Genomic DNA, 23323 nt, shown 5'->3' with positions numbered 1-23323 from the left:
CCACCGATGACCGTCGAGATCCAGCGCGGCCGCAATCCGCTGCGCGATCCGGACGACCGTCGCCTGAACCGCATCGCCGGTCCGAGCGCGCTCGTCATCTTCGGCGTGACAGGCGACCTGTCACGCAAGAAGCTCATGCCCGCCGTCTACGACCTCGCCAACCGGGGGCTGCTGCCGCCCGGCTTCGCGCTGGTCGGCTTCGCCCGCCGCGACTGGGGTGACGACGACTTCGCGCAGGTGGTGTACGACGCGGTCAAGCAGCACGCGCGCACCCCGTTCCGTGAGGAGACGTGGAAGCAGCTGCTGCAGGGCATCCGGTTCGTGTCCGGCGAGTTCCACGACCCCGAGGCGTTCCGGCGCCTGCGGGAGACCGTGCACACCCTCGATGTCGAACGCGGCACGATGGGCAACCACGCCTACTACCTGTCGATCCCGCCCAAGGACTTCCCGCTCGTCGCCAAGCAACTGAAGGCATCCGGGCTCGTCGACGACAGCTCCGCCGGCGACTCGAGCTGGCGCCGCGTCGTGATCGAGAAGCCCTTCGGCAGCGATCTGCAGACGGCACGTGCGCTGAACGAGGCGCTGGAAGTGGCCTTTCCCGCCGACTCGATCTTCCGCATCGACCACTACCTCGGCAAGGAGACGGTGCAGAACATCCTCGCGCTGCGCTTTGCCAATGAGCTGTTCGAGCCGATCTGGAACCGCAACTACGTCGACCACGTGCAGATCACCATGGCCGAGGACATCGGCGTGGGCGGTCGCGCCGGCTACTACGACGGCATCGGCGCGGCGCGCGACGTCATCCAGAACCACCTGCTGCAGCTGCTCGCGCTGACCGCCATGGAGGAGCCGATCTCGCTGGATGCCACGCACCTGCGTGCCGAGAAAGAGAAGGTGCTCGCCGCGGTGCAGCTGCCCGAGGACCTCGCCACGGCGGCGGCCCGGGGTCAGTACGCCGGCGGCTGGCAGGGTGGCGAGAAGGTCACCGGCTTCCTCGACGAGGACGGTATGGATCCGGCATCCACGACCGAGACGTATGCCGCGCTCAAGCTGGAGATCGCGACGCGCCGCTGGGCTGGAGTGCCGTTTTACCTCCGCACCGGCAAGCGGCTGGGGCGGCGGGTCACCGAGATCGCGGTGGTGTTCAAGCGGGCTCCGCAGCACCTGTTCCTGCGCAACCAGACCACCGAACAAGGTCAGAACGCGCTTGTCATCCGGGTGCAGCCCGACGAGGGCGTGACGATCCGGTTCGGCTCGAAGGTCCCGGGGGCTGCCACCGAGGTGCGCGACGTCACGATGGACTTCGGCTACGGCCACGCGTTCACGGAGTCCAGCCCCGAGGCCTACGAGCGACTCATCCTCGATGTGCTGCTGGGCGACCCGCCGCTGTTCCCGAGGCACGAAGAGGTCGAGCTCAGCTGGCAGATCCTCGACCCCGTCGAGCAGTACTGGGCAGCGCAGGGCGGACCCGTCGAACAGTATTCCCCCGGTTCCTGGGGCCCGCCGTCGGCGGATGAACTGCTGGCCCGCGACGGCCGCGTCTGGAGGCGCCCATGATCGTCGATCTGCCCGACACCACCGTGTCGCAGGTGGCCCGCTCCCTCGTGAAGGTGCGCGAAGAGGGCGGCGCCGTCGCGCTCGGGCGCGTACTGACGCTCGTCATCGCCACCTCGCACGGCTTGCAGGAGGACGCGATCGAGGCGGCCAACGACGCCTCCCGCGAGCACCCCATGCGCGTCATCGTGCTGATCAGCCGTCGCGAAGGCGACGCGCGTCTGGACGCCCAGATCCGCGTGGGCGGCGACGCCGGAGCCAGCGAAGTGATCGTGCTGCGCGCCTACGGCGACGCCGCCAACAACCCCGACAGCCTCATCACGGGGCTGCTGCTGCCTGATGCGCCGGTGGTCGCGTGGTGGCCGGATCACCCGCCCACCGTCCCGGCGGAGTCGGACATCGGCCGCATCGCGCAGCGCCGCATCACGGATGCCTCGACGAAGCCCTACTCCAGCGACCGGTTGTCCGCCTTGGGCCGCACCTACGCCCCGGGCGATACCGACCTCGCCTGGACGCGTCTGACGCACTGGCGCGAGCAGCTGGCTGCCGTGCTGGACCAGCCGCCCTACGAGCCGGTGACGGCCGTGGAGGTCGTCGGGGCCGGCAGCTCGCCGTCGACCGCGCTGCTGGCGGCATGGCTGCGGCTGATGCTCGATGTGCCCGTCACGTGGCGGTACGCGGCACCGGAGGAGTGGGACCACGGCATCCACTCCGTACGTCTCACACGGGCCTCCGGCGACATCCTGCTGGAGCGCACGAACGACGTGGATGCATGCCTGGCCCAGCCGCAGCAGCCCGCGCACGACATCGTCCTGCCCCGCCGCACGCTGCGTGAGTGCCTCGCCGAGGAGCTGCGAAGGCTCGATCCGGACGTCCTGTATGGTCGTGTAATCACGGAGGGCTGGGATCTGCTCGGCCCCGCCGTGACACGGGAGTCACATGGCTGAGTTCTACGCCGAGAAACGGGTGGTCGTTCGCCCCGACCCCGCACACGTCGCACGATCGGTGGCATCCCGCTTCCTCTCCCGCCTGACCAAGCGCGGGCGCGACGGCTTGGTGACTCACGTGGCACTGACCGGTGGCGTGATGGGCACAGCGGTGCTGCGCGCGATCGCCGAGCACCGTAAGCGCGGCGGCGTGAACTGGTCGCTGGTGCACTTCTGGTGGACCGATGAGCGGTTCGTCCCGCGCGACAGCGACGAACGCAACGAGAAGCTGGCGTCGACGATCCTGTTCGACCACATCGACGTGCCGACGGAGAACATCCACGCCTTCCCCGCGTCCGACGCGGGCATCGACCTGGACGGCGCCGCCGAGGCATACGAGCGCGAGCTCGCGCGCTTCGCCGACGACGAGGTCGGCAATCCATGGCCGACGTTCCAGATCGCGTTCCTGGGCGTGGGGGCCGACGGCCACATCGCGTCGCTGTTCCCCGATCGCCCGGAGATCCAGATCACCGATCGGGCCGCCGTGGGCGTGCGGGACTCCCCCAAGCCCCCGGCTGAGCGCATCACGCTCACCCGTCCGGTCATCAACTCATCGGCACGCGTGTGGCTCGTGCTCGCCGGGACCGACAAGGCATCGGCGCTCGGCCTGGTGCTCGCCGGGGCCAGCTACGACAGCGTCCCCGCTGCCGGGGCCAAGGGCCGCAAGCGCACGATCATCTTCGTGGACGAGGCCGCTGCCTCCCAGGTGCCGCCAGAGCTCATCGACGGCGAGTACTGAAGAAGGGGATGCCGCAAGGCATCCCCTTCTTCGTATGACCGCGCGCCACAATTTCGGAGTTCGGCAGTACTTCGGACCCGAACCCCGGAACCGCTCCGAATTCGTGGCGTTCTCCGAAGTTGCGGCGCGGGATGAGCGCGGGAACGAGAGAAGGGGATGCCGCAAGGCATCCCCTTCTTGGTACGACCGTCAGGTCACAGACCCCGGCGTTCGCGAAGCTGAGTGAGTGCGTCGTCGAGAAGCGTCACTGCCTCTTCGTCGGTGCGACGCTCTTTGACGTAAGCGAGGTGAGTCTTGTACGGCTCGGCCTTGGCCAGAGCCGGCGGGTTCTCCTTGTCGCGCCCCGCGGGAAGACCCGAGTGCGGGGAGTCGATCGTCTCGGGGATCTCCTCCTCGGTGATGCCGGCCGCGAAGTAGCGCACCGTCTCGTTGCCGAGAGCGTCCCAGTACGAGACCGAGACGCGGTCGGCGTGGAAGCCGTGATCCTGCTCGCCCATCGGGCCCGCACCCACGCGCGTACCACGGATCGCGTTACCACCTGTAGCCATGTCAGATTCCCTGGAACTTGGTGATCAGGCCGAGGGCCACGATCGAGACGAACCACGCGAGCGCGAGGATGACGGTGAACCGGTTGAGGTTGCGCTCAGCCAGCCCGGAGGAGCCCATGGCCGACGTCATGCCGCCGCCGAACATGTCGGACAGCCCGCCACCACGCCCCTTGTGAAGGAGGATGAGGAGGGTCAGCAGGAGGCTGGTGATACCCAGCAGCACCTGAAGGGTGAACTCGAGGATTGGCACAGTCTTAGAAGCCTTTCGCTGCGATCCCTGCGGGCCGCACAGGGATCGAGTATACCGGTGCCGTTTCGCCTTAGTCGCACCCCTCGCTCAACGACCGCGAAAATCGCGGCCGCTGAGCGAGGAAGCGTGACGAAACGTGCGGGGGGTCAGACCCCGACGTGCTTCTGGAAGCGGATGATCGCCGAGAACTCATCCACCAGCAGACTGGCGCCGCCGACGAGTGCACCGTCGACGTCGGGCTCGCGCATGAAGCTCGCGATGTTGCCTGATTTCACCGAGCCGCCGTAGAGCACACGCGTGCGCTGTGCCGCGTCGGCCCCGAGCTTGGCAGCGATGACAGCACGAAGCTTCGCGCAGACCTCCTGCGCCTGCTCGGGGGTGGCCGCCTGGCCGGAGCCGATGGCCCAGACCGGCTCGTAGGCCACGACGATGTCGGCATCCGCCGGGAGCGACTCGAGCGCGACCTCGAGCTGACCGACCGGCACCGCACTGGCACCATGTGTCTCGAGGTCCTCGGCCGTCTCGCCGACGCAGATGACCGGGACCAGCCCGTGCCGCAGCGCCGCCTTGACCTTCGCCGCCACGACCTCATCGGTCTCGGCGTGGTATTGCCGGCGCTCCGAGTGGCCGATGATGACGTACCTGCAGTCCAACTTGGCCAGGAATGCGCCCGAGATCTCCCCGGTGTATGCCCCGGAGTCGTGCGCGGACAGGTCCTGTGCACCCAGCTGGAAAGCGATCTTGTCGGCATCCAGCAGCGTCTGAACCGCGCGCAGGTCGGTGTACGGCGGGAAGACCGCCACCTCGACGCTGCCGTCCTCGTGCTTGGCGTCCTTCAACGTCCACGCAAGCTTCTGCACGAACGCGATCGCCTGCAGGTGATCGAGGTTCATCTTCCAGTTGCCTGCGATGAGGGGCGTACGGTTCACTGCCATCCGAGGATCTCCAGTCCGGGCAGGCGCTTGCCCTCAAGGAACTCCAGGCTCGCCCCACCGCCGGTGGAAATGTGCCCGAACTCGTCGTCGGCGAAGCCGAGCTGACGCACTGCCGCAGCCGAGTCGCCGCCGCCGACGACCGACAGGCCCTCGACTTCGGTGAGCGCCTTGGCGACGGTCTTCGTGCCGGCGGCGAATGCCGCCATCTCGAACACGCCCATGGGGCCGTTCCAGAACACCGTCTTGCTGCTGCGGATCGCGTCGGCGAACAGCTCCGCGGTCTTCGGTCCGATGTCTAGACCCATACCCTCGGCACCGAACGGGGTGTCCTCGAGCGAATCGGCGTCGGCCACGACGTGGTCGGCGTCTGCCGCGAAGGATGCCGCCACGACGGCGTCCACGGGCAGCACGATCTCCACGCCGCGCTCGGCGGCCTGCGTGAGGTAGCCGCGGACGGTTTCGAGCTGGTCCTGTTCCAGGAGGCTCTTGCCGACCTTGTGGCCCTGTGCGGCCAGGAAGGTGTACATCATGCCGCCGCCGATGCACAGCTTCTGCACCCGAGGCAGCAGGTGCGCGATGACGCCCAGCTTGTCGCTGACCTTCGACCCGCCCAGCACGACCGTGTAGGGCCGTTCGGGGTTCTCGGTGAGGCGGTCGAGGACGTCGACCTCCTTCTCGATGAGGTACCCGGCCGCGGACGGCAGGATCTCGGCGAGGTCGTAGACCGATGCCTGCTTGCGGTGGACGACGCCGAACCCGTCGGAGACGAGCACGTCGCCCAGTTCCGCGAGCTCCTCGGCGAAGGCGCGGCGAGCCGCGTCGTCCTTCGCCGTCTCACCCGGGTTGAACCGCAGGTTCTCGATGATCGCGACGTCGCCGTCTTCCAGCGCCGCGACGGCGTCGTGCGCCGACGGGCCGACCGTGTCGCGAGCGAACGCGACCGGCTTGCCCAGCAGTTCGGACAGCCGCTGTGCCACCGGGGCCAGCGTGTACTTGTCGTCGGGGGCGCCGGCGGGGCGGCCCAGGTGCGAGCACGCGATGACACGCGCGCCCTGGTTGATCAGATGGTTCAGCGTGGGGAGCGCGGCCCGCACGCGGCCATCGTCCGTGATGACTCCGTCCTTGAGAGGAACGTTGAAGTCAGCACGAACGATGACGCGCTTGCCAGCGAGCGAACCCAGCGAATCGAGGGTGCGCAGAGTCATGATCAGAGCTTGTCGGCGACCAGCTTGGTGAGGTCGACCAGGCGGTTCGAGTAGCCCCACTCGTTGTCGTACCAGCCGACGATCTTGACCTGGTTGCCCATGACACGGATCAGGCCGGCGTCGAAGATGCACGAGTGCGGGTCGGTGACGATATCGCTCGAGACGATCTCGTCCTCGGTGTACTTCAGGATGCCCTTGAGGGGACCCTCGGCGGCGGTCTTGAATGCCGCCTTGATCTCCTCGACCGTGACACCATCGCGGGTCTCGATCGTGAGGTCGGTGGCCGAACCGGTGGGCACCGGCACGCGCAGCGCGAAGCCGTCGAGCTTGCCCTTGAGCTCGGGCAGCACGAGGCCGATGGCCTTGGCTGCACCGGTCGAGGTCGGCACGATGTTCACGCCTGCGGCGCGGGCGCGGCGCAGGTCCTTGTGGGGACCGTCCTGCAGGTTCTGGTCCGCGGTGTACGCGTGGATGGTGGTCATGAGACCACGCTTGATGCCGAACGTGTCGTTGAACACCTTCGCCATGGGGGCGAGGCAGTTCGTGGTGCACGAGGCGTTCGAGATGATGTGGTGGTTCGCGGGGTCGTAGTCGCCCTCGTTGACGCCCATCACGAACGTGGCGTCTTCACCCGATGCCGGTGCCGAGATGAGCACCTTCTTGGCGCCGCCGGCGATGTGCTTGCGCGCATCCTCAGCGTTGGTGAAGCGGCCCGTCGACTCGATGACGATGTCCACGCCCAGCTCGCCCCAGGGGAGGTTCGCAGGGTCGCGCTCTTCGAAGACCTTGATCTTCTTGTCGCCGACCGTGATGGAATCGGCGTCGTACGACACGTCGGCGTCGAGGCGGCCGAGGATGGAGTCGTACTTCAGCAGGTGCGCCAGAGTCTTGTTGTCGGTGAGGTCGTTCACCGCCACGATGTCGAGGTCAACACCCTGCGCCATTGCGGCGCGAAGGTAGTTGCGTCCGATGCGGCCGAAGCCGTTGATACCGATCTTGACAGACACGATGTCTCCCGTTTCCGTCGCGCCGGCCGCGCCTTGTCGGCGCTCCAGTCACGCGATCTCTCTAGACAGAAAGGATGCCCTCTCCAGACAGAGAGGATGCCGGAATCCCGCCCCGTTCCCAGGAGGATTCAGGCATCCTCACCTGTCTTCGACACTACAGCAGACCGGCGGTCTTCTCACGAGCAGTCGTGAACCGCTCGGCCACGTTGGCCCAGTTCGCGATGTTCCAGAACGCCTTGACGTAGTCGGCGCGCACGTTGCTGTAGTCGAGGTAGTACGCGTGCTCCCAGACGTCCAGCAGCAGCAGCGGCACAGTTCCCGCGGCCAGCTGGTTCTGCTGGTCGAAGAACTGCTGGATGATCAGGTTCTCACCCAGCGAGTCCCAGAACAGCCCCGCCCAGCCCGATCCCTGCACGCCGAGCGCGGCAGCGGAGAAGTGGGCCTGGAACTTGTCGAACGAGCCGAAGTGGTCGTCGATCGCGGAGGCCAGATCGCCGACGGGCTTGTCGCCACCGTCCGGCGAGAGGTTCGTCCAGAAGATCGAGTGGTTGACGTGTCCGCCGAGATTGAACGCGAGGTCCTTCTCCAGCTTGTTCACGTTCGCGAAGTTGCCGGTCTCGCGGGCCTCCGCGAGCTGCTCGAGCGCCGTGTTGGCCCCCGTCACATAGGCCTGGTGGTGCTTGTCGTGGTGCAGCTGCATGATCTTGCCGCTGATGCTCGGCTCGAGCGCGGCATAGTCGTAGGGCAGCTCGGGCAGGGTGTATTTCGCCATGTTCGCTTCTTCCTGTCGGCGCCGCGCCGAAGTCCTCAGCGCGGAGTGGGGACGTGGATCATCCTAGTGAGCGGCAACACCGTGGGCACGGGGTTGCTTCCCGGTGCGACAGGCGGTATCGAAAGGTCAGTCTTCGTCGCCGGCCGGCACAGCCGATTCGGTGTCGGGGATGCCGTCCACTTCGGCCTTCTTGTCCGCCATGGCCAGCAGGCGCCGGATGCGGCCGGCGACGGCATCCTTGGTCAGCGGCGGGTCGGCGTGGTGACCCAGTTCGTCCAGGCTCGCGTCCCGGTGGGCCAGGCGCAGCTCGCCGGCCTGCTTCAGGTGCGGCGGGACCTCGTCTCCGAGGATCTCCAGCGCGCGCTCGACACGTGCGCACGCAGCGACTGCGGCCTGCGCGGAACGGCGCAGGTTGGCGTCGTCGAAGTTGACGAGCCGATTGACCCCGGCGCGCACTTCGCGGCGCTGACGCAGCTGCTCCCACTCGCCGGCGGTGCGCACGGCACCCATCTCGGCCAGGGCGGCACGGATCGCTTCGCCGTCACGCACCACCACACGCGGCACGCCGCGCACTTCGCGCGCCTTCGCCGCGATGCCGAGCCGGTGTGCGGCGCCCACGAGCGCCATGGCAGCTTCGCCGGACGGGCAGGTGATCTCCAGCGCCGCGGAGCGACCCGGGTCGCTCAGGGTGCCTGCAGCGAGGAACGCACCGCGCCAGATGGCGGCGAGGTCCGGACGGGCACCGGTGGTGAGCTTGTTGGGAAGACCGCGCACCGGACGGCGGCGCTGATCGAGCAGACCCGTCTGGCGTGCCAGTGTCTCGCCACCCTCGATGACGCGCACGGCGAAGTGCCCACCGGCGCGACCACCGGAGGCCTGCACGTGGGCGAGCTCGGGGCGCACGCCGTAGATCTCCATGAGGTCACGAGCCACCCGACGGGCCAGGCCGTCGGACTCCAGTTCCGCCTCGACCGCGACACGGCCGGCGATGGAGTGCAAGCCGCCGGAGAAGCGGAGCAGCGCCGTCAGTTCGGCAACGCGCGCCGTGGGGCGCGGATCGCGGATGGCGGCCAGCTCGGCCTTCACGTCAGCGGTCAAAGGCACGGGATTCCTTCCAAGAGGGCGCAGGGGACGATCGTCCAGCCTACTCCCGGCCGAGGTCCCGATGCTTCACACGTACCGCGACACCGGGCAACGAAGCGAGCCGGCGCGCGAGTTCTTCGGCGGTCGCGACCGACCGGTGCTTGCCGCCGGTGCACCCCACCGCGATCGTGGAATGCGGCTTGTTCTCGCGCTGAAAACCGGCGAGGACAGGCTTCAGCGCGGTGGTGTACGCATCGAGGAACTCCTTGGCGCCGTCCTGCGAGAAGACGTAGTCGCGCACCTGCTCGTCCTTGCCGGTGAGCGCCTTGAGATCTTCCACCCAGAACGGGTTCGGGAGGAACCGCATGTCCGCAACCAGATCGGCATCCGCCGGTAGCCCGTACTTGAAGCCGAAGCTCATGACGGTGAGGGTGTGCCGCGCGGCGCCCTCCGCGGAGAAGAGATCCACGATGCGCGTCGCGAGCTGGTGGATGTTGTTCTGCGAGGTGTCGACGATGAGATCGGCACTCTCCCGCACGCGCGCCAGACGCACCCGCTCGCGATGGATGCCGTCCAGCAGCGTGCCCTCGCCCTGTAGCGGGTGGGGGCGGCGAACCGATTCGAAGCGTCGCACCAGCACGTCGTCGGAGGCGTCGAGGAACAGCACGCGCAGGTGACGGCCGTCGCGCAGCGCCTGGGTGATGCGAGGCAGCTCCGTGAACAGGTCCCGGCCGCGCACATCGACGACGGCGGCGACCTTCGGCAGCGAACTGCCGGCCAGCTCGCTGAGCTCCAGCAGCGGCCGCAGCATCTGCGGCGGCAGGTTGTCCACGACGTACCAGCCGAGGTCCTCGAGCGCGTTCGCGGCGGTCGTGCGACCCGCCCCGGACATGCCCGTGACGATAAGGACCTCACCCGCGTCCTGCGTGCCCGCCATCAACCGACCCCCGTCGTCGGTACCAGCCTACCGGCGGGCAAGGTGCTCGTGGACCGTCGCGGCGAGCTTGGGACCGATGCCGGGCAGCTCGGCGATCTCCTCCGGGGTGGCATTGGTGAGGGCTGCGACGGAGCCGAAGTGACGCAGCAGCGACTTGATGCGCGTCGCTCCCAGCCCTGGAACCTCGCTGAGCACGCTCTGGATGTCGCGTCGGCGGCGTTTGCGCTGGTGCGTGATGGCGAACCGGTGCGCTTCGTCCCGCAGCCGCTGCAGCAGGTACAGCGCCTCGGAGGTGCGGGGCAGGATCACCGGGAACTCCTCCCCCGGCAGCCACACCTCCTCGAGGCGCTTGGCGATGCCGCACAGCGCGATCTCCTCGTGCCCGGCATCGGCCAGCGCCCGCGCGGCGGCTTCCACCTGCGGCTTGCCGCCGTCGACGACGAGCAGCTGGGGGCGATAGGCGAACCGCGGCTTCTTGCGCGCCGGCGCGACCACTTCGCCGTCCGCCGTCGGCTCCGGCTCGGGCTCGTCCTGTTCCTCGGGCCGGTCCAGGTAGGCGACGCGGCGGGTGAGCACCTGGTAGATCGAGTCGGTGTCGTCGGTCGTCTCCGGCACCCCGAACGTGCGGTACTGGTCCTTGCGGGGCAGGCCGTCCTCGAAGACGACCATCGAGGCGACGACGTTCGTGCCGCCGAGGTGCGAGACGTCGAAGCACTCGATGCGCAGCGGCGCCTCGGTCAGCTCCAACGCCTCCTGCAGGTCGGTCAGCGCCTGCGAGCGGGCGACGTAGTCGCTCGTGCGCCGGGTCTTGTACAGCATGAGCGCCTGCTGCGCGTTGAGCGTCGCGGTCTTCATCAGGTCGGCCTTGCGGCCGCGCTGGGCCACCTGGATCGACACGCGCTTTCCCCGCCGGTCCTGCAGCCACTCCTCGAGGTCTGCCGCGTCTTCCGGCATGGTCGGCACCAGCACCTGGCGCGGGATGTCTGCGGGCGCGGCATCCCCGTAACTGCGCTGCAGCACCTGATCGACCAGGTCGGCGCCGGAGATGTCGATCTCCTTCTCGATCGTCGTGGCGCGCACGCCGCGCACGCGCCCGCCCCGGATCACGAAGTGCTGCACGGTGGCGGCCAGTTCGTCCTCGGCGATGCCGAACAGGTCGGCGTCGGTGTCGTCCGCCAGCACCAGGGCGCTCTTGCCCAGCACCGCCTCGATCGCCTGCAGTTTGTCGCGGTACACGGCAGCCGCTTCGTAGTCCATCGCCGCGGCGGCTTCCTTCATGCGGGCCGTCAGCGACCGCGCGAAGCGCTGGTCGCCGCCCGACATGAACGCGACGAAGTCGTCGACCATCGCCCGATGCTCTTCGATCGTCACCTTCATCGAGCAGGGTCCGCCGCACCGCCCGATCTGCCCGGGGAAACACGGCCGGCCGCTGGCCATCGCCTTCTTGTACGACGAATCCGAGCAGGTGCGGATCGGGAAGACCTTGATCATCAGGTCGATCGTGTCGTGCACCGCCCACACCTTGGGGTAGGGCCCGAAATACTTCGCCCCTGGGATGCGACGGTTGCGCGTGACGATGACCCGCGGGGCCTCGTCGGCGAGGGTGACCGCCAGGAACGGGTAGGACTTGTCGTCCCGGTAGCGCACGTTGAACGGCGGATCGAACTCCTTGATCCACATGTACTCCAGCTGCAGCGAGTCCACGTCACTGGCCACCACCGTCCACTCGACGGATGCCGCGGTGGTGACCATGCGTCGGGTGCGCTCGTGCAGGGTGTGCAGCGGGGCGAAGTAGTTCGACAGCCGGGCGCGCAGGTTCTTGGCCTTACCGACGTACAGCACCCGGCCCGCGGCGTCACGGAAGCGGTAGACGCCGGGGTTGGTGGGGATCTCCCCCGGTTTCGGTTTGTACGCGACGGTCGGAGCAGAGCGCGCCATGCGCTCAGCCCGCCTTGCGGACCGCCTGCGCGTCCCCGAGCACTTCGGCCAGGAACGTGCCGGTGTGGCTGCCCGCGGCACGAGCGACCTTCTCGGGCGTGCCGGTGGCGACGATCTGGCCACCGCCGGACCCACCCTCGGGTCCCAGGTCGATGACCCAGTCGGCGGACTTGATGACGTCGAGGTTGTGCTCGATGACGATGACCGTGTTGCCCTTGTCCACGAGACCGTTCAGCACCTCGAGCAGGCGACGCACGTCCTCGAAGTGCAACCCGGTGGTGGGCTCGTCGAGCACGTAGATGCTGCGGCCGCTGGAGCGGCGCTGCAGCTCGGTGGCCAGCTTCACGCGCTGCGCCTCACCGCCGGAGAGGGTCGTGGCCGACTGACCGAGCCGCACGTAGCCGAGCCCCACCTCGACCAGGGTCTTCAGGTACCGGTGGATCGACTGGATCGGCTCGAAGAACTCGGCGGCCTCGGAGATCGGCATCTCGAGCACCTCGGCGATGTTCTTGCCCTTGTAGTGCACCGCGAGCGTGTCGCGGTTGTACCGCTTGCCGTGGCACACCTCGCAGTCGACGTACACGTCGGGGAGGAAGTTCATCTCGATCTTGATGGTGCCGTCGCCGGAGCACGCGTCACAGCGGCCGCCCTTGACGTTGAAGCTGAACCGGCCGGGCAGGTACCCGCGCACCTTCGCCTCCGGGGTCTCGCTGAAGAGCGTCCGGATGCGGTCGAACACGCCGGTGTAGGTCGCCGGGTTCGACCGCGGCGTGCGACCGATGGGCGCCTGGTCCACGTGCACGACCTTGTCGAGGTCGTCCAGACCGGTGACGCGGGTGTGCTTGCCTGCCACGCGACGCGCGCCGTTGAGGCGGGTCGCGAGCACTTCGTAGAGGATGCCGTTGACCAGCGAGGACTTGCCGGATCCGCTGACGCCGGTCACGGCCGTCATGACACCCAGCGGGAACTCCGCCGTGACGTTCTTGAGGTTGTTCTCGCGCGCGCCGACCACCGAGATCATGCGCTTCTTGTCGATCGGGCGCCGCTTGGTGGGCGTCGGGATGAAGCGGCGTCCGGACAGGTAGTCCGCCGTCAGCGACGAGCGGTCCTCCAGGAGGGATGCCAGCGGGCCGGAGTGCACGACGTAGCCGCCGTCCACGCCGGCGCGCGGGCCGATGTCGACCACCCAGTCGGCGGCGTGGATGGTCTCTTCGTCGTGCTCAACGACGATGAGGGTGTTGCCCAGGCCCTTCAGCTTCAGCAGCGTCTCGATCAGTCGGCGGTTGTCCCGCTGGTGCAGGCCGATCGACGGCTCGTCGAGCACGTACAGCACACCGGTCAGGCCCGACCCGATCTGCGTGGCGAGCCGGATGCGCTGCGCCTCACCGCCGGAGAGCGAGCCCGCCGCACGGCTGAGCGTGAGGTAGTTCAGTCCCACCTGGATGAGGAAGTCCAGCCGCGCACGGATCTCGCGCAGCACCGCCGCGGCGATCTGCGCCTCGCGTTCGGTGAGCTCGAGCGTGGCGAAGTACTCCTGCGCCTCGGCCAGGCTCAGCCGCGATGCGTCGGCGATGGAGTGGCCGTGAACCAGCACCGCGAGCACCTCGGGCTTGAGCCGGTCGCCGTTGCAGACCTGGCAGGGCACCTCGCGCAGGTACTCCGACCAGCGCTGGCGCTGCGAGTCGGTCTCGGCCTGCGCGTACTGGCGCTCGATGTAGGGGACGACACCCTCGAAGCCGGAGGCGTAGCGCATCTCGCGGCCGTAGCGGTTCTTCCACGAGACGGTGACCTTGTAGTTCTCCCCCCGCAGCACGGCATCCTTGATCTCCTGCGGGAGCTTGCGCCACGGCGTGTCGAGCGAGAACTTCAGGTCGCGGGCGAGACCCTCCAGCAGGCGCTCGTAGTACTGGTAGAGCCCCTTGCCCTGCGTCGTCCAGGGGATCAGCACGCCCTGACTGATCGACAGGTCCTCGTCGCCGACCATCAGGTCGACGTCGACAGACATCTTGGTGCCGAGCCCGGAGCAGGCCGGGCACGCACCGAACGGCGCGTTGAAGGAGAAGGTACGCGGCTCGATCTCGGTCAGCTGCAGGGCGTGCCCGTTGGGGCACGACAGCTTCTCGGAGAAGGACTGCCAGGCGTCGTCGCCCTCGTGGTCGACGAAGTTGACCTGCATGATGCCGCCGGCCAGGCGCAGCGCGGTCTCGACGGAGTCGGTGATGCGGCTGAGGATGTCGGGGCTGGCGACCAGGCGGTCGACGACCACGGCGATGTCGTGCTTGTAGCTCTTCTTGAGCTTCGGCGGCTCGGCCAGCTGCACCAGGTCACCGTCGACCACGGCGCGGGCGTAGCCCTTGGCGCTGAGCTCTTTGAAGAGGTCGGCGAATTCGCCCTTCTTCTGCGTCACGACGGGGGCGACGATCTGGTAGCGGGTGCCGTCGGCGAGTTCCATCAGCTGGTCGGCGATCTGCTGCACCGTCTGTCGCTGGATGCGTTCGCCGCACTCGGGGCAGTGCGGCACCCCGATGCGCGCCCACAGGAGCCGCATGTAGTCGTGGATCTCGGTGATCGTGCCGACCGTGGACCGCGGGTTGCGGTTGGTCGACTTCTGATCGATCGACACCGCCGGGCTCAGCCCCTCGATGAAGTCGACGTCGGGGCGGTCGACCTGGCCCAGGAACTGCCGCGCGTAGGAGCTCAGCGATTCGACGTAGCGACGCTGACCCTCGGCGAAGATCGTGTCGAATGCGAGGCTGGACTTACCCGACCCCGACAGCCCGGTGAACACCACGAGCGCATCGCGAGGGATGTCCAGGTCGACGTTCTTCAGATTGTGGACGCGGGCGCCGCGAACGCTGAGCGTTCCGCTGGAGTTTCCGGGCGCGGGGACAGAGACGATGGGCACCATCCAAGTCTAGGTCGGGCCTCGGACACCGGCTCGGAAACCCCTGGAAGCCTCAGCCCCGCCCGGCCGCCGCGAAGGGGGCCAGGCCGTCGCGCAGTGCCGTGAGCTGCGCGGCATCCATCCCCGCCCGCGCCATGATCTGCTCGGGGACGCGCAGCGCGTCGGTGCGCAGCGCGCGGCCGGCATCGGTGAGCGCGATGTCGAGCACCCGCTCGTCGTCGCGGCGGCGCGTGCGGCTCACCCGCCCCTGCGCCTCCAGCCGTTTGACGATGGGCGACAGCGTCGCCGGTTCCATCGCCAGCTGGTCGGCCAGCTCCCCCAGCGACTGCGGTGCGCTCTCCCACAGCGCGAGCAGCACGAGGTACTGCGGGTGGGTGAGACCGAGGGGCTCGAGCACCGGCCGGTAGATCGCGATGACGTTGCGCGCCGCGGTGACCATCGCGAAGCACAGCTGGTTCTCGAGCTTCAGCGGGTCTGTGCCGACGTCCATGCGGTGCAGTCTACCGAGTTGCTTTGTACACTAATGATCATGACGCAAAGCAACCCGGAGCGGCCTCCCCTGCGCGAGCGTGTGCGTGAAGCCGGCGGGTGGTACGCGTACCTCAACTCGCGTCTGATCAAGGTCGCCGGCCCCGCGTCGGTCGGTCCCTACGACGTGGACCCCGAACCGTCGCGCACCGAGCGCGCGTGCCCGCTGTGCGGTCACCCGATGTCGCAGCACACGTTCGACCGGAGCGGCCCCAAGCCCCTCATGACCTGCCCCTGACGGGGACGCGATCAGGCGTGGCCGGCGCGCTCCATGGCGCGCAGTTCCTTCTTCATGTCCTGCACCTCGTCGCGCAACCGCGCAGCCAGCTCGAACTTCAGCTCGGCTGCCGCTGCGAGCATCTGGTTGGAGAGGTCCTCGATCGTGGACTCCAGCTGCATCGCGCCTTCGGCGGCGATGCCCTCCCGGCGCAGCTGCGGGGTGGGGCTCTTGCCCTTGCCGCTCTTCAGCGCGCCCCTGGACCGCTTCGAGAGCAGTTCCTGGGTGTCGGATGCCTCACGGTTGAGCACATCGGTGATGTCGGCGATGCGCTTGCGCAGCGGCTGCGGATCGATCCCGTGCTCGAGGTTGTAGGCGACCTGCTTCTCACGGCGCCGGTCGGTCTCGTCGATCGCCTTGCGCATGGAGTCGGTCATGTTGTCGGCGTACATGTGCACCTCGCCGGAGACGTTGCGCGCCGCGCGACCGATGGTCTGGATGAGGGAGGTGCCCGACCTCAGGAACCCCTCCTTGTCGGCATCGAGGATCGCCACGAGTGACACCTCCGGCAGGTCGAGCCCCTCGCGGAGCAGGTTGATGCCCACCAGCACGTCGTACACGCCCGCCCGCAGCTCGCTCAGCAGTTCGACCCGGCGCAGCGTATCGACGTCGGAGTGCAGGTACCGCACGCGCACTCCGTGCTCGCTGAGGAAGTCGGTGAGCTCCTCCGCCATCTTCTTGGTGAGGGTGGTCACCAGCACCCGCTCATCGCGCGCGGCCCGCACCCGGATCTGCTCCAGCAGGTCATCGATCTGTCCCTTCGAGGGCTTCACGATGATCTGCGGGTCGACCAGCCCGGTGGGGCGGATGATCTGCTCGACGATGCCGTCGGCGATGCCCATCTCGTAGCGGCCGGGGGTGGCGGAGAGGTAGACGGTCTGGCCGACGCGCTCCTTGAACTCATCCCACCGCAGCGGCCGGTTGTCCATCGCGCTGGGCAACCGGAAGCCGTGGTCGACGAGCGTGCGCTTGCGCGACGCGTCGCCCTCGTACATGGCGCCGATCTGCGGCACCGCGACGTGGGACTCGTCGATGACCATCAGGAAGTCGTCGGGGAAGAAGTCCAGCAGCGTGTGGGGAGGATCCCCCGGCATCCGCCCGTCCAGGTGGCGCGAGTAGTTCTCGATCCCGGAGCAGAACCCGAGCTGCTGCAGCATCTCGAGGTCGAAGGTGGTGCGCATGCGCAGCCGCTGCGCCTCGAGCAGCTTGCCCTGCCCCTCCAGCTCCTTGAGTCGCTCGGCGAGCTCGTGCTCGATCGTGCCGATCGCCCGCTGCACGGTGTCGGCACCGGCAACGTAGTGGGAAGCAGGGAAGATCGGGACGCTCTCCATCTTCTGCACGATGTCCCCGGTGAGCGGGTGCAGCATGTACAGCGCTTCGATCTCGTCGCCGAACAGCTCGATGCGGATCGCGTACTCCTCGTAGACGGGGATGATCTCGATCGTGTCGCCGCGCACGCGGAAGTTGCCGCGGGAGAAATCGACGTCGTTGCGGTTGTACTGCATCGCGATCAGCTTGCGGATGAGCGCGTCGCGGTCGTACCGCTCCCCCACCTGCAGCGCCACCATCGCCCGCAGATACTCCTCGGGAGAACCCAGGCCGTAGATGCAGGAGACCGTCGAGACGACCACGACGTCACGCCTGCTCAGCAGCGAGTTGGTCGTGGAGTGGCGCAATCGCTCGACCTCGGCGTTGATCGACGAGTCCTTCTCGATGAAGGTGTCCGTCTGCGGCACGTACGCCTCGGGCTGGTAGTAGTCGTAGTAGCTGACGAAGTACTCCACGGCGTTGTGGGGCATCAGCTCGCGGAACTCGTTGGCCAGCTGCGCGGCGAGGGTCTTGTTGTGCGCGAGCACCAGGGTCGGCCGCTGCACCTGCTCGATGAGCCAGGCGGTCGTGGCCGACTTGCCCGTGCCGGTCGCACCGAGCAGTACGACGTCGGTCTCGCCGGCGTTGATGCGGGCGGTGAGTTCGGCGATGGCCTGCGGCTGGTCGCCGCTGGGAGTGTAGTCACTCACGACCTCGAAGGGCCGGACGGCGCGCGTGGTCTGCATGCTTCCAGCGTAAGCGGCACTCCCGACAGCGGGCCGTGCGTTCGCCTCCGGCATACCGCCCGGAGGTTGATCACGTCAAGCCTGACCGGTCAGCACCCCCCGCTCGCGTACGATGGCCGCGAGAGCGAGGCGAGAGCGTGCATCGGACGGCAGTGGTACTCGAGGACGAAGAAGACATTCGGTCGCTCATCACGACCGTGCTCTCGGGCGCCGGCTACGAGGTCTTCGAGACCGCCAACGGGCTGGACGCCGTGGAACTGGTCAGCATGCACAACCCCGTCCTCACCACGCTCGACGTCAACGTGCCGGGGATCGACGGGTTCGAAGCAGCCCGGCGGATCCGGGCCGTCAGCGACACGTACGTCATCATGATCTCGGCCTTCGTCGAGGAGTCGGATGCCGAGCGCGGCCGGCTCGCCGGAGCGGACGAGTACCTGGGCAAGCCTTTCCGACCGCGCGAACTGCGCGCGCGGCTCGAGATGGTGCCCGACCGGCGCGGCGCCAGCTAGGCGCTCGCGTCCGCCACGAGCACGGCGGACGCCGCGCTGGATGCCGCTCTGGCCGCCGCCGTCCTGGCATCCTGCAGGAGCGCGTCCGGGTCCTGCCGACTCGCCGAAGTCACCGAGACCCCGACGCCCAGCGAGGGCAGCACGCCGCCGCTGACGGCGTTGAACGCGTCGAACAGTTCGCGGTACAAGGTCATGCCCAGGCGCCGAGCCTCGCCGGCGGAGCGCACGGTGGCGATCACCGCGAGGCGTTCGTCGCCGTCGTCGCCCACGACGGCCAGGGGCGGGGCGCCCCTGCGCACGGCGTCGCGGCCCGCCGCGATCAACTGGTCGGCCAGTTCGAGCCCGAACGCGGTCGCGATGTACTCCAGCTCCTCCAGCCGGATGACCAGCACCGCCACGTGATCACCGTGTCGGCGCGCGGCCTTCACGACCTCGTCGAGGGTGCGGGCGAACACCGCGGCCGGCTGGATGTCCCGCAGCGATCCGCCGTCCGCGGGCAGGAGCGTGCGGCCGCGAAGACCCGTGCGGGTGGCGCGAAGTACCGAGGTCGCGACCACCGACGTGATCATCAGGATGACGGTCAGCGATGAGGCCGGCACCGTGCCGAGCCAGACGCTGAACACCGGACTTTCCGGCCCGGCGGCGACGAACACGATGATGCGACCCAAGTAGAACGCCGACTGCAACGCGAACACCAGCGTCAGCATGGTCGCGTTGGTGGCCCGCCGCATCGATCCCCGGCGTGTCTCCACGGCGGCAGCCATCGCGAACAGGCACAGCGGCGTGAACATCCACAGCGCGCCCGCCCACCCCCCGCCGTCGGGGCCGGCGACGATGACGCTCACAATCGCGGCGACCGAGGCTGCGGCCACGAGCACGGCCGGTATCCGCATGGAGCGCTCGTTGAAGCGACGGCATCCCAGCCACATGAAGCCCGTGGCGGACACGAATGTACCGTTGCCCGCCGCGACCGCCCACACCGCGCCGGGGTCGCTCGCCCACACGAGGTAGCTCAGTGTCGTCAGCATGGCGCTGAGGAAGCCCAGTGCCCACAGCCGACCGGCGGCGTCATCACGGCGCAGGAAGGTCTCAGCGATGAACAAGACGCCGCAGACGATCACCACCAGCGCGGTGATGGCTGCGAGGTACCCCTCGGCGGTCATGTCAGGGCCCCCGTACCGCGCGCGGCATCCGCCGCGGTCTGGGTCGCGACCCCCGGACGCACCGCCGGAATCGACACGGTGAAGGTCGAGCCGACGCCCAGCGTGCTGTTCACGTAGATGTCGCCACCGAGGCGGCGCACAATGTCACGGCTGATCGACAACCCCAGACCGCTGCCTTCCACCCCTGCCCGCCGCACGGCAGCACCGCGGTAGTAGCGCTGGAAGACATTCACGAGGTCCTCCTCGTCCAGACCCACACCGGTGTCCTCGACGAGGATGAGGGTCTTTCGCCCGCGTGTCGCCGTCATCAACGACACGCGGCCGCCTTCGCGGTTGTATTTGATCGCGTTCGACAGCAGGTTGTCGACGACCTGGCGCAGCCGCAGCGGATCGACGTAGCCGCGCGCAGGCATGGCCCGCGACAGGTCGATCGTGACGTTCCGGCTGCCGTCCCCTGTCACGATCGACTGCGCAGAGGCCTTGACGATCTCCAGCACGTCCACATCCTCCGGCGTCATCGGCAGCGTGGCGGCATGGCTCGACGCGGCAAGCACGTCGCCGACGAGGGCCAGCAGGCGGTCGGCGTTGCGGTCGGCGATCGCGAGGCTCGATGCCGCGCTCGGCGGTAGGCCCGGGGAGTCCAGCGCCAGCTCGATGTGCCCGATGATCGAGGTCAGTGGCGTGCGCAGTTCGTGGGATACCGACGAGACGAGCAGGTCGCGCGCCTGCAGCGCCGACATCTCCGCCGTGACCTCTCGGCAGACCACCACCGCACCGGCGTGGGATTCCGAGTCTGTATTTGCCAGCCGGTGGACGGTGACGCTCAGTGCGCGCCGCTCCCCCGCGACCGGCTCGATCCACACCCGCTCATCGTCGAACTCCTCGCCGCGCAGCGCCCGTGCCAGGGGAAGCTGGTCGGCGGAGATGCGTGTCCTGCCGTCTCTTTCGTACGCCGTCGGCGCTGCGCCGTCGGGGTCGGTCAGGAGGTGCTGCAGGTGCCCCTCGCCGTCGTTCAGGATCGAGATGGCACCGCCGTGTTCGATGTGCAGCACGCCGAGGTCGGCGGTGTCCAGCACCTCTGACAGCAGCTGCTCCTGGTGGCGCGACCGTTCCAGCGCCTGGGCGAGGATCTCGGCCTGCCTGCGCAGCAGGCGTCGTTGCGCAGCGGCCCGCCGCGCACCGGTGTACGCCGTCGCCCCGATCGCGATGAGCATGACCGGCAGGAGGAAGACACCGAAGTTGGTGAACTGACGCGGTTCCACCGCGACCGATGCCGAGAAGCCGACGACTGCCATGCTCACCCCTCCGGCGAACCCGGCAAGGCCGAAACTCGCCGACAGCCACAGCACGGGGAACGCGAAGAGCATACCGGTGCCGGCTGCGGGGTCGGCGAAGCGCATCAGCGAGATCGCGATGATGTCGCCCACCGGAACGACGGCGGTCCATGCGAGCGGGACCCTGCTCCAGGGCGCAGCGATCGCGACCGCGGTGAGCACGAAGACGATCACGACGCCGGCGAAGAACAGCGGCACGTTGCCGGTGAATCCGTGGTGGAACATCAGGAAGGTGAGAACGAGCACCACGCCGGCCAGCACCAGCTGACTCAGCGCGGCACTGCGCATCTCCGCTCGGTCGGCGAACGCGGCGTCCAGCCGGGGCCACCGCGTGGAGCGAGTGCGCACGCCGCGCGTCGGGGAGGGGAGCGACTGCATGTCTCGACGTTATCGTTCCTGCGGGCCTGCCCCGTTGCGGCTGGCCGCACCGCCCTGCAGGTGGGTCACGGTCTCCCACAGGGCATCGGTCTGCGCCAGGGTGGATGCGAGTGTCCCGGACGTGTCCACCACGACGTCGGCTATCGCCAATCGCCGCTCGTCGGGCACCTGCGAGGCGATTCGCGCCTGCGCGTCGGCCTCGGTCATCCCGCGTAACTCCACCAGACGTCGCGTGCGCAGCGTCGCCGGCGCGTGTGCGACGACGATCAGATCCCAGGGATCGTCCACCCTGGCCTCGACCAGCAACGGGACGTCGTAGACGATCACGGCGTCGGGATCGGCTCGCAGCGCCTCGGCGAAACGACGGGCCGATTCCGCCCGCACCGCGGGGTGCACGATCGCGTTCAGCCGGGCGATCGCGTCGTCGTCACCGAAGACGACGGATGCCAGCCGGGCGCGGTCCAGCGCGCCGTCCGGCGTGAGCATGTCGGCGCCGAACGCGGCGGCGATGTCGGCAAGCACCGGCGAACCGGGCGACTGCACCTCTCGGACGATGCGGTCCGCATCGACCACGGTCGCGCCGTGCTCGGCGAGACGGTGGGCGATGGTCGACTTGCCCGACGCGATTCCGCCGGTGAGTGCGATGAGCGGCATGTTTCGAGCATGCCAGATCCGACGTCGCCGCGAGCGCGCCGGGTACGGCGAAGGGCCGCCACTGCGAACAGTGACGGCCCTTCGCTGCGGATCAGCGGCCGGAGAGCTTCTCGCGGAGAGCCGCGAGTGCCTCGTCGTCGGCCAGCGTGCCTGCGGAGCCACTCTCGGACGAGTAGGTACCCGCACCGGAGTCGACACCGGCAGCGGCTTCTGCCTCGAGAGCCTTCGCCACGGCGGCCTTGTGAGCCTCCCAGCGACCCTGGGCAGCGGCGTACTCGGCCTCCCAAGCAAGACGCTGCTCGTCGAAGCCTTCCTTCCACTGGTTGGTCTCGGCGTCGAAGCCCTCGGGGTACTTGTACTCCCCGTTCTCGTCGTACTCCGTGACCATGCCGTACAGCGCCGGGTCGAACTCGGTGCCGTTGGGGTCGACCGACTCGTTGGCCTGCTTCAGCGACAGCGAGATGCGGCGACGCTCGAGATCGATGTCGATGATCTTCACGAAGACCTCTTCACCGACCGAGACGACCTGCTCGGCGAGCTCGACGTGCTTGCCGGACAGCTCCGAGATGTGCACGAGGCCCTCGATGCCGTCTGCGACGCGAACGAACGCACCGAACGGAACCAGCTTGGTGACCTTGCCCGGAGCGACCTGACCGATCGCGTGGGTCCGGGCGAAGACCTGCCACGGGTCCTCCTGCGTCGCCTTCAGCGACAGCGAGACGCGCTCGCGGTCGAGGTCGACCTCGAGGATCTCGACGGTGACCTCCTGGCCAACCTCCACGACCTCCGAAGCGTGCTCGATGTGCTTCCACGAGAGCTCGGAGACGTGCACGAGGCCGTCCACGCCGCCCAGGTCGACGAACGCACCGAAGTTGACGATCGACGAGACCGTACCCTTGCGAACCTGACCCTTGTGCAGGTTGTTGAGGAACGTGGTGCGCGACTCGGACTGCGTCTGCTCGAGCAGGGCGCGGCGCGAGAGCACAACGTTGTTGCGGTTCTTGTCGAGCTCGAGGATCTTGGCCTCGATCTCCTGACCGAGGTACGGCGTCAGATCACGGACGCGACGCAGCTCGATCAGCGATGCCGGCAGGAAGCCGCGCAGCCCGATGTCGACGATCAGGCCGCCCTTGACGACCTCGATCACCTGACCGGTGACGACGCCGTCGCTTTCCTTGATCTTCTCCACATCGCCCCACGCACGCTCGTACTGCGCGCGCTTCTTGGACAGGATGAGGCGGCCTTCCTTGTCCTCCTTCTGGAGAACCAGCGCCTCGACGTGGTCGCCCACGTTGACGACCTCGTTGGGGTCGACGTCGTGCTTGATCGAGAGCTCGCGCGAAGGGATGACGCCCTCGGTCTTGTAACCGACATCGAGGAGCACCTCGTCACGGTCGATCTTGACCACGGTGCCTTCGATGAGGTCGCCGTCGTTGAAGAACTTCAGGGTCTTCTCGACCGCGGCCAGGAAGTCTTCGGCAGATCCGATGTCGTTGATCGCGACCTGCTTGGTGGCCGGGGCGGTCGTTGCGGTAGTCATGTAGTGGGTTGTCCTTGTTGGGGTGGG

General features: G+C 68.3%; 21 protein-coding genes. 5 read left to right on the top strand and 16 right to left on the bottom strand.

What is annotated here, in order from left to right:
* The first annotated feature begins 6 nt into the window (after positions 1 to 6).
* The 3 genes from zwf to pgl are packed head-to-tail and all read left to right on the top strand — an operon-like array spanning position 7 to position 3279.
* The gene (gene zwf / locus QNO11_RS06115; RefSeq protein ID WP_257509969.1) at positions 7 to 1557 is read left to right on the top strand and encodes a glucose-6-phosphate dehydrogenase; all 1551 of its coding nucleotides are present in this window, start codon (positions 7 to 9) and stop codon (positions 1555 to 1557) included.
* The gene (locus QNO11_RS06110) at positions 1554 to 2501 is read left to right on the top strand and encodes a glucose-6-phosphate dehydrogenase assembly protein OpcA (protein ID WP_257509970.1); all 948 of its coding nucleotides are present in this window, start codon (positions 1554 to 1556) and stop codon (positions 2499 to 2501) included. The genes zwf and QNO11_RS06110 overlap by 4 nt, the downstream gene beginning before the upstream one ends.
* Positions 2494 to 3279 carry a 6-phosphogluconolactonase gene (gene pgl, locus QNO11_RS06105; protein WP_257509971.1) on the top strand — a complete coding sequence of 262 codons (786 nt, stop codon included), beginning with the start codon at positions 2494 to 2496 and terminating at the stop codon, positions 3277 to 3279. The genes QNO11_RS06110 and pgl overlap by 8 nt, the downstream gene beginning before the upstream one ends.
* A gap of 194 nt (positions 3280 to 3473) precedes the next feature.
* Here pgl and QNO11_RS06100 read toward each other — a convergent pair whose 3' ends face one another.
* The 11 genes from QNO11_RS06100 to QNO11_RS06050 all read right to left on the bottom strand — a co-directional run bounded on the left by QNO11_RS06100 (position 3474) and on the right by QNO11_RS06050 (position 15349).
* On the bottom strand, positions 3474 to 3827 hold the full coding sequence (locus tag QNO11_RS06100; protein WP_257509972.1) for an RNA polymerase-binding protein RbpA: 354 nt from the start codon (positions 3825 to 3827) through the stop codon (positions 3474 to 3476).
* Position 3828: 1 nt separating this feature from the next.
* On the bottom strand, positions 3829 to 4077 hold the full coding sequence (gene secG, locus QNO11_RS06095) for a preprotein translocase subunit SecG (protein ID WP_257509973.1): 249 nt from the start codon (positions 4075 to 4077) through the stop codon (positions 3829 to 3831).
* A 146-nt stretch (positions 4078 to 4223) separates the two neighbouring features.
* A complete protein-coding gene (gene tpiA, locus QNO11_RS06090) occupies positions 4224 to 5012 on the bottom strand; it encodes a triose-phosphate isomerase (RefSeq protein ID WP_257509974.1) in 789 nt (262 codons plus the stop codon).
* Complete coding sequence (locus QNO11_RS06085) at positions 5003 to 6217, bottom strand: phosphoglycerate kinase (RefSeq protein ID WP_257509975.1); 1215 nt, start codon at positions 6215 to 6217, stop codon at positions 5003 to 5005. The genes tpiA and QNO11_RS06085 overlap by 10 nt, the downstream gene beginning before the upstream one ends.
* A 2-nt stretch (positions 6218 to 6219) precedes the next feature.
* Positions 6220 to 7224 carry a type I glyceraldehyde-3-phosphate dehydrogenase gene (gene gap, locus QNO11_RS06080; protein WP_257509976.1) on the bottom strand — a complete coding sequence of 335 codons (1005 nt, stop codon included), beginning with the start codon at positions 7222 to 7224 and terminating at the stop codon, positions 6220 to 6222.
* A gap of 154 nt (positions 7225 to 7378) precedes the next feature.
* Positions 7379 to 7996: a superoxide dismutase gene (locus QNO11_RS06075; RefSeq protein WP_257509977.1), complete on the bottom strand. Its 618-nt coding sequence runs from the start codon at positions 7994 to 7996 to the stop codon at positions 7379 to 7381.
* A 126-nt stretch (positions 7997 to 8122) separates the two neighbouring features.
* Positions 8123 to 9100: a DNA-binding protein WhiA gene (gene whiA / locus QNO11_RS06070; protein ID WP_257509978.1), complete on the bottom strand. Its 978-nt coding sequence runs from the start codon at positions 9098 to 9100 to the stop codon at positions 8123 to 8125.
* A 40-nt stretch (positions 9101 to 9140) separates the two neighbouring features.
* Positions 9141 to 10016 (bottom strand): RNase adapter RapZ, encoded by an 876-nt coding sequence (gene rapZ, locus QNO11_RS06065; protein ID WP_257509979.1) that lies wholly within the window; start codon positions 10014 to 10016, stop codon positions 9141 to 9143.
* Between the two features lie 27 nt (positions 10017 to 10043).
* Positions 10044 to 11954, bottom strand: a complete 1911-nt coding sequence (uvrC, locus tag QNO11_RS06060; RefSeq protein WP_257509980.1) for an excinuclease ABC subunit UvrC — start codon at positions 11952 to 11954, stop codon at positions 10044 to 10046.
* Between the two features lie 4 nt (positions 11955 to 11958).
* Positions 11959 to 14862 carry an excinuclease ABC subunit UvrA gene (uvrA, locus tag QNO11_RS06055; RefSeq protein ID WP_257509981.1) on the bottom strand — a complete coding sequence of 968 codons (2904 nt, stop codon included), beginning with the start codon at positions 14860 to 14862 and terminating at the stop codon, positions 11959 to 11961.
* A gap of 49 nt (positions 14863 to 14911) precedes the next feature.
* On the bottom strand, positions 14912 to 15349 hold the full coding sequence (locus tag QNO11_RS06050; protein ID WP_257509982.1) for a MarR family winged helix-turn-helix transcriptional regulator: 438 nt from the start codon (positions 15347 to 15349) through the stop codon (positions 14912 to 14914).
* A 33-nt stretch (positions 15350 to 15382) separates the two neighbouring features.
* Between QNO11_RS06050 and QNO11_RS06045 the strand changes: the two genes are divergently transcribed.
* Positions 15383 to 15625, top strand: a complete 243-nt coding sequence (locus QNO11_RS06045) for a hypothetical protein (protein ID WP_257509983.1) — start codon at positions 15383 to 15385, stop codon at positions 15623 to 15625.
* 11 nt (positions 15626 to 15636) lie between these two features.
* Here the strand turns inward: QNO11_RS06045 and uvrB are convergent, their stop codons facing one another.
* The gene (uvrB, locus tag QNO11_RS06040) at positions 15637 to 17718 is read right to left on the bottom strand and encodes an excinuclease ABC subunit UvrB (protein WP_257509984.1); all 2082 of its coding nucleotides are present in this window, start codon (positions 17716 to 17718) and stop codon (positions 15637 to 15639) included.
* Positions 17719 to 17855: 137 nt separating this feature from the next.
* On the opposite strand from uvrB, the gene QNO11_RS06035 reads away from it, so the two are divergent.
* Positions 17856 to 18227 (top strand): response regulator transcription factor, encoded by a 372-nt coding sequence (locus QNO11_RS06035; protein WP_257509985.1) that lies wholly within the window; start codon positions 17856 to 17858, stop codon positions 18225 to 18227.
* Here QNO11_RS06035 and QNO11_RS06030 read toward each other — a convergent pair.
* The 4 genes from QNO11_RS06030 to rpsA all read right to left on the bottom strand — a co-directional run bounded on the left by QNO11_RS06030 (position 18224) and on the right by rpsA (position 23296).
* Positions 18224 to 19390, bottom strand: coding sequence for a GGDEF domain-containing protein (locus QNO11_RS06030; protein WP_257509986.1), 1167 nt, complete (start codon positions 19388 to 19390; stop codon positions 18224 to 18226). The two genes, QNO11_RS06035 and QNO11_RS06030, sit on opposite strands and share 4 nt — an antisense overlap.
* A complete protein-coding gene (locus QNO11_RS06025) occupies positions 19387 to 21102 on the bottom strand; it encodes an ATP-binding protein (RefSeq protein WP_257509987.1) in 1716 nt (571 codons plus the stop codon). Before QNO11_RS06025 ends, QNO11_RS06030 begins: the two co-directional genes overlap by 4 nt.
* 9 nt (positions 21103 to 21111) lie before the next feature.
* Positions 21112 to 21756, bottom strand: a complete 645-nt coding sequence (coaE, locus tag QNO11_RS06020) for a dephospho-CoA kinase (RefSeq protein WP_257509988.1) — start codon at positions 21754 to 21756, stop codon at positions 21112 to 21114.
* 91 nt (positions 21757 to 21847) lie between these two features.
* Positions 21848 to 23296 (bottom strand): 30S ribosomal protein S1, encoded by a 1449-nt coding sequence (rpsA, locus tag QNO11_RS06015; RefSeq protein WP_257509989.1) that lies wholly within the window; start codon positions 23294 to 23296, stop codon positions 21848 to 21850.
* Positions 23297 to 23323 lie beyond the last annotated feature (27 nt).

The sequence above is a fragment of the Microbacterium sp. zg-B96 genome (assembly GCF_030246865.1).
Lineage (GTDB): Bacteria > Actinomycetota > Actinomycetes > Actinomycetales > Microbacteriaceae > Microbacterium.
This window is presented reverse-complemented; position numbering and strand designations above follow the sequence as displayed.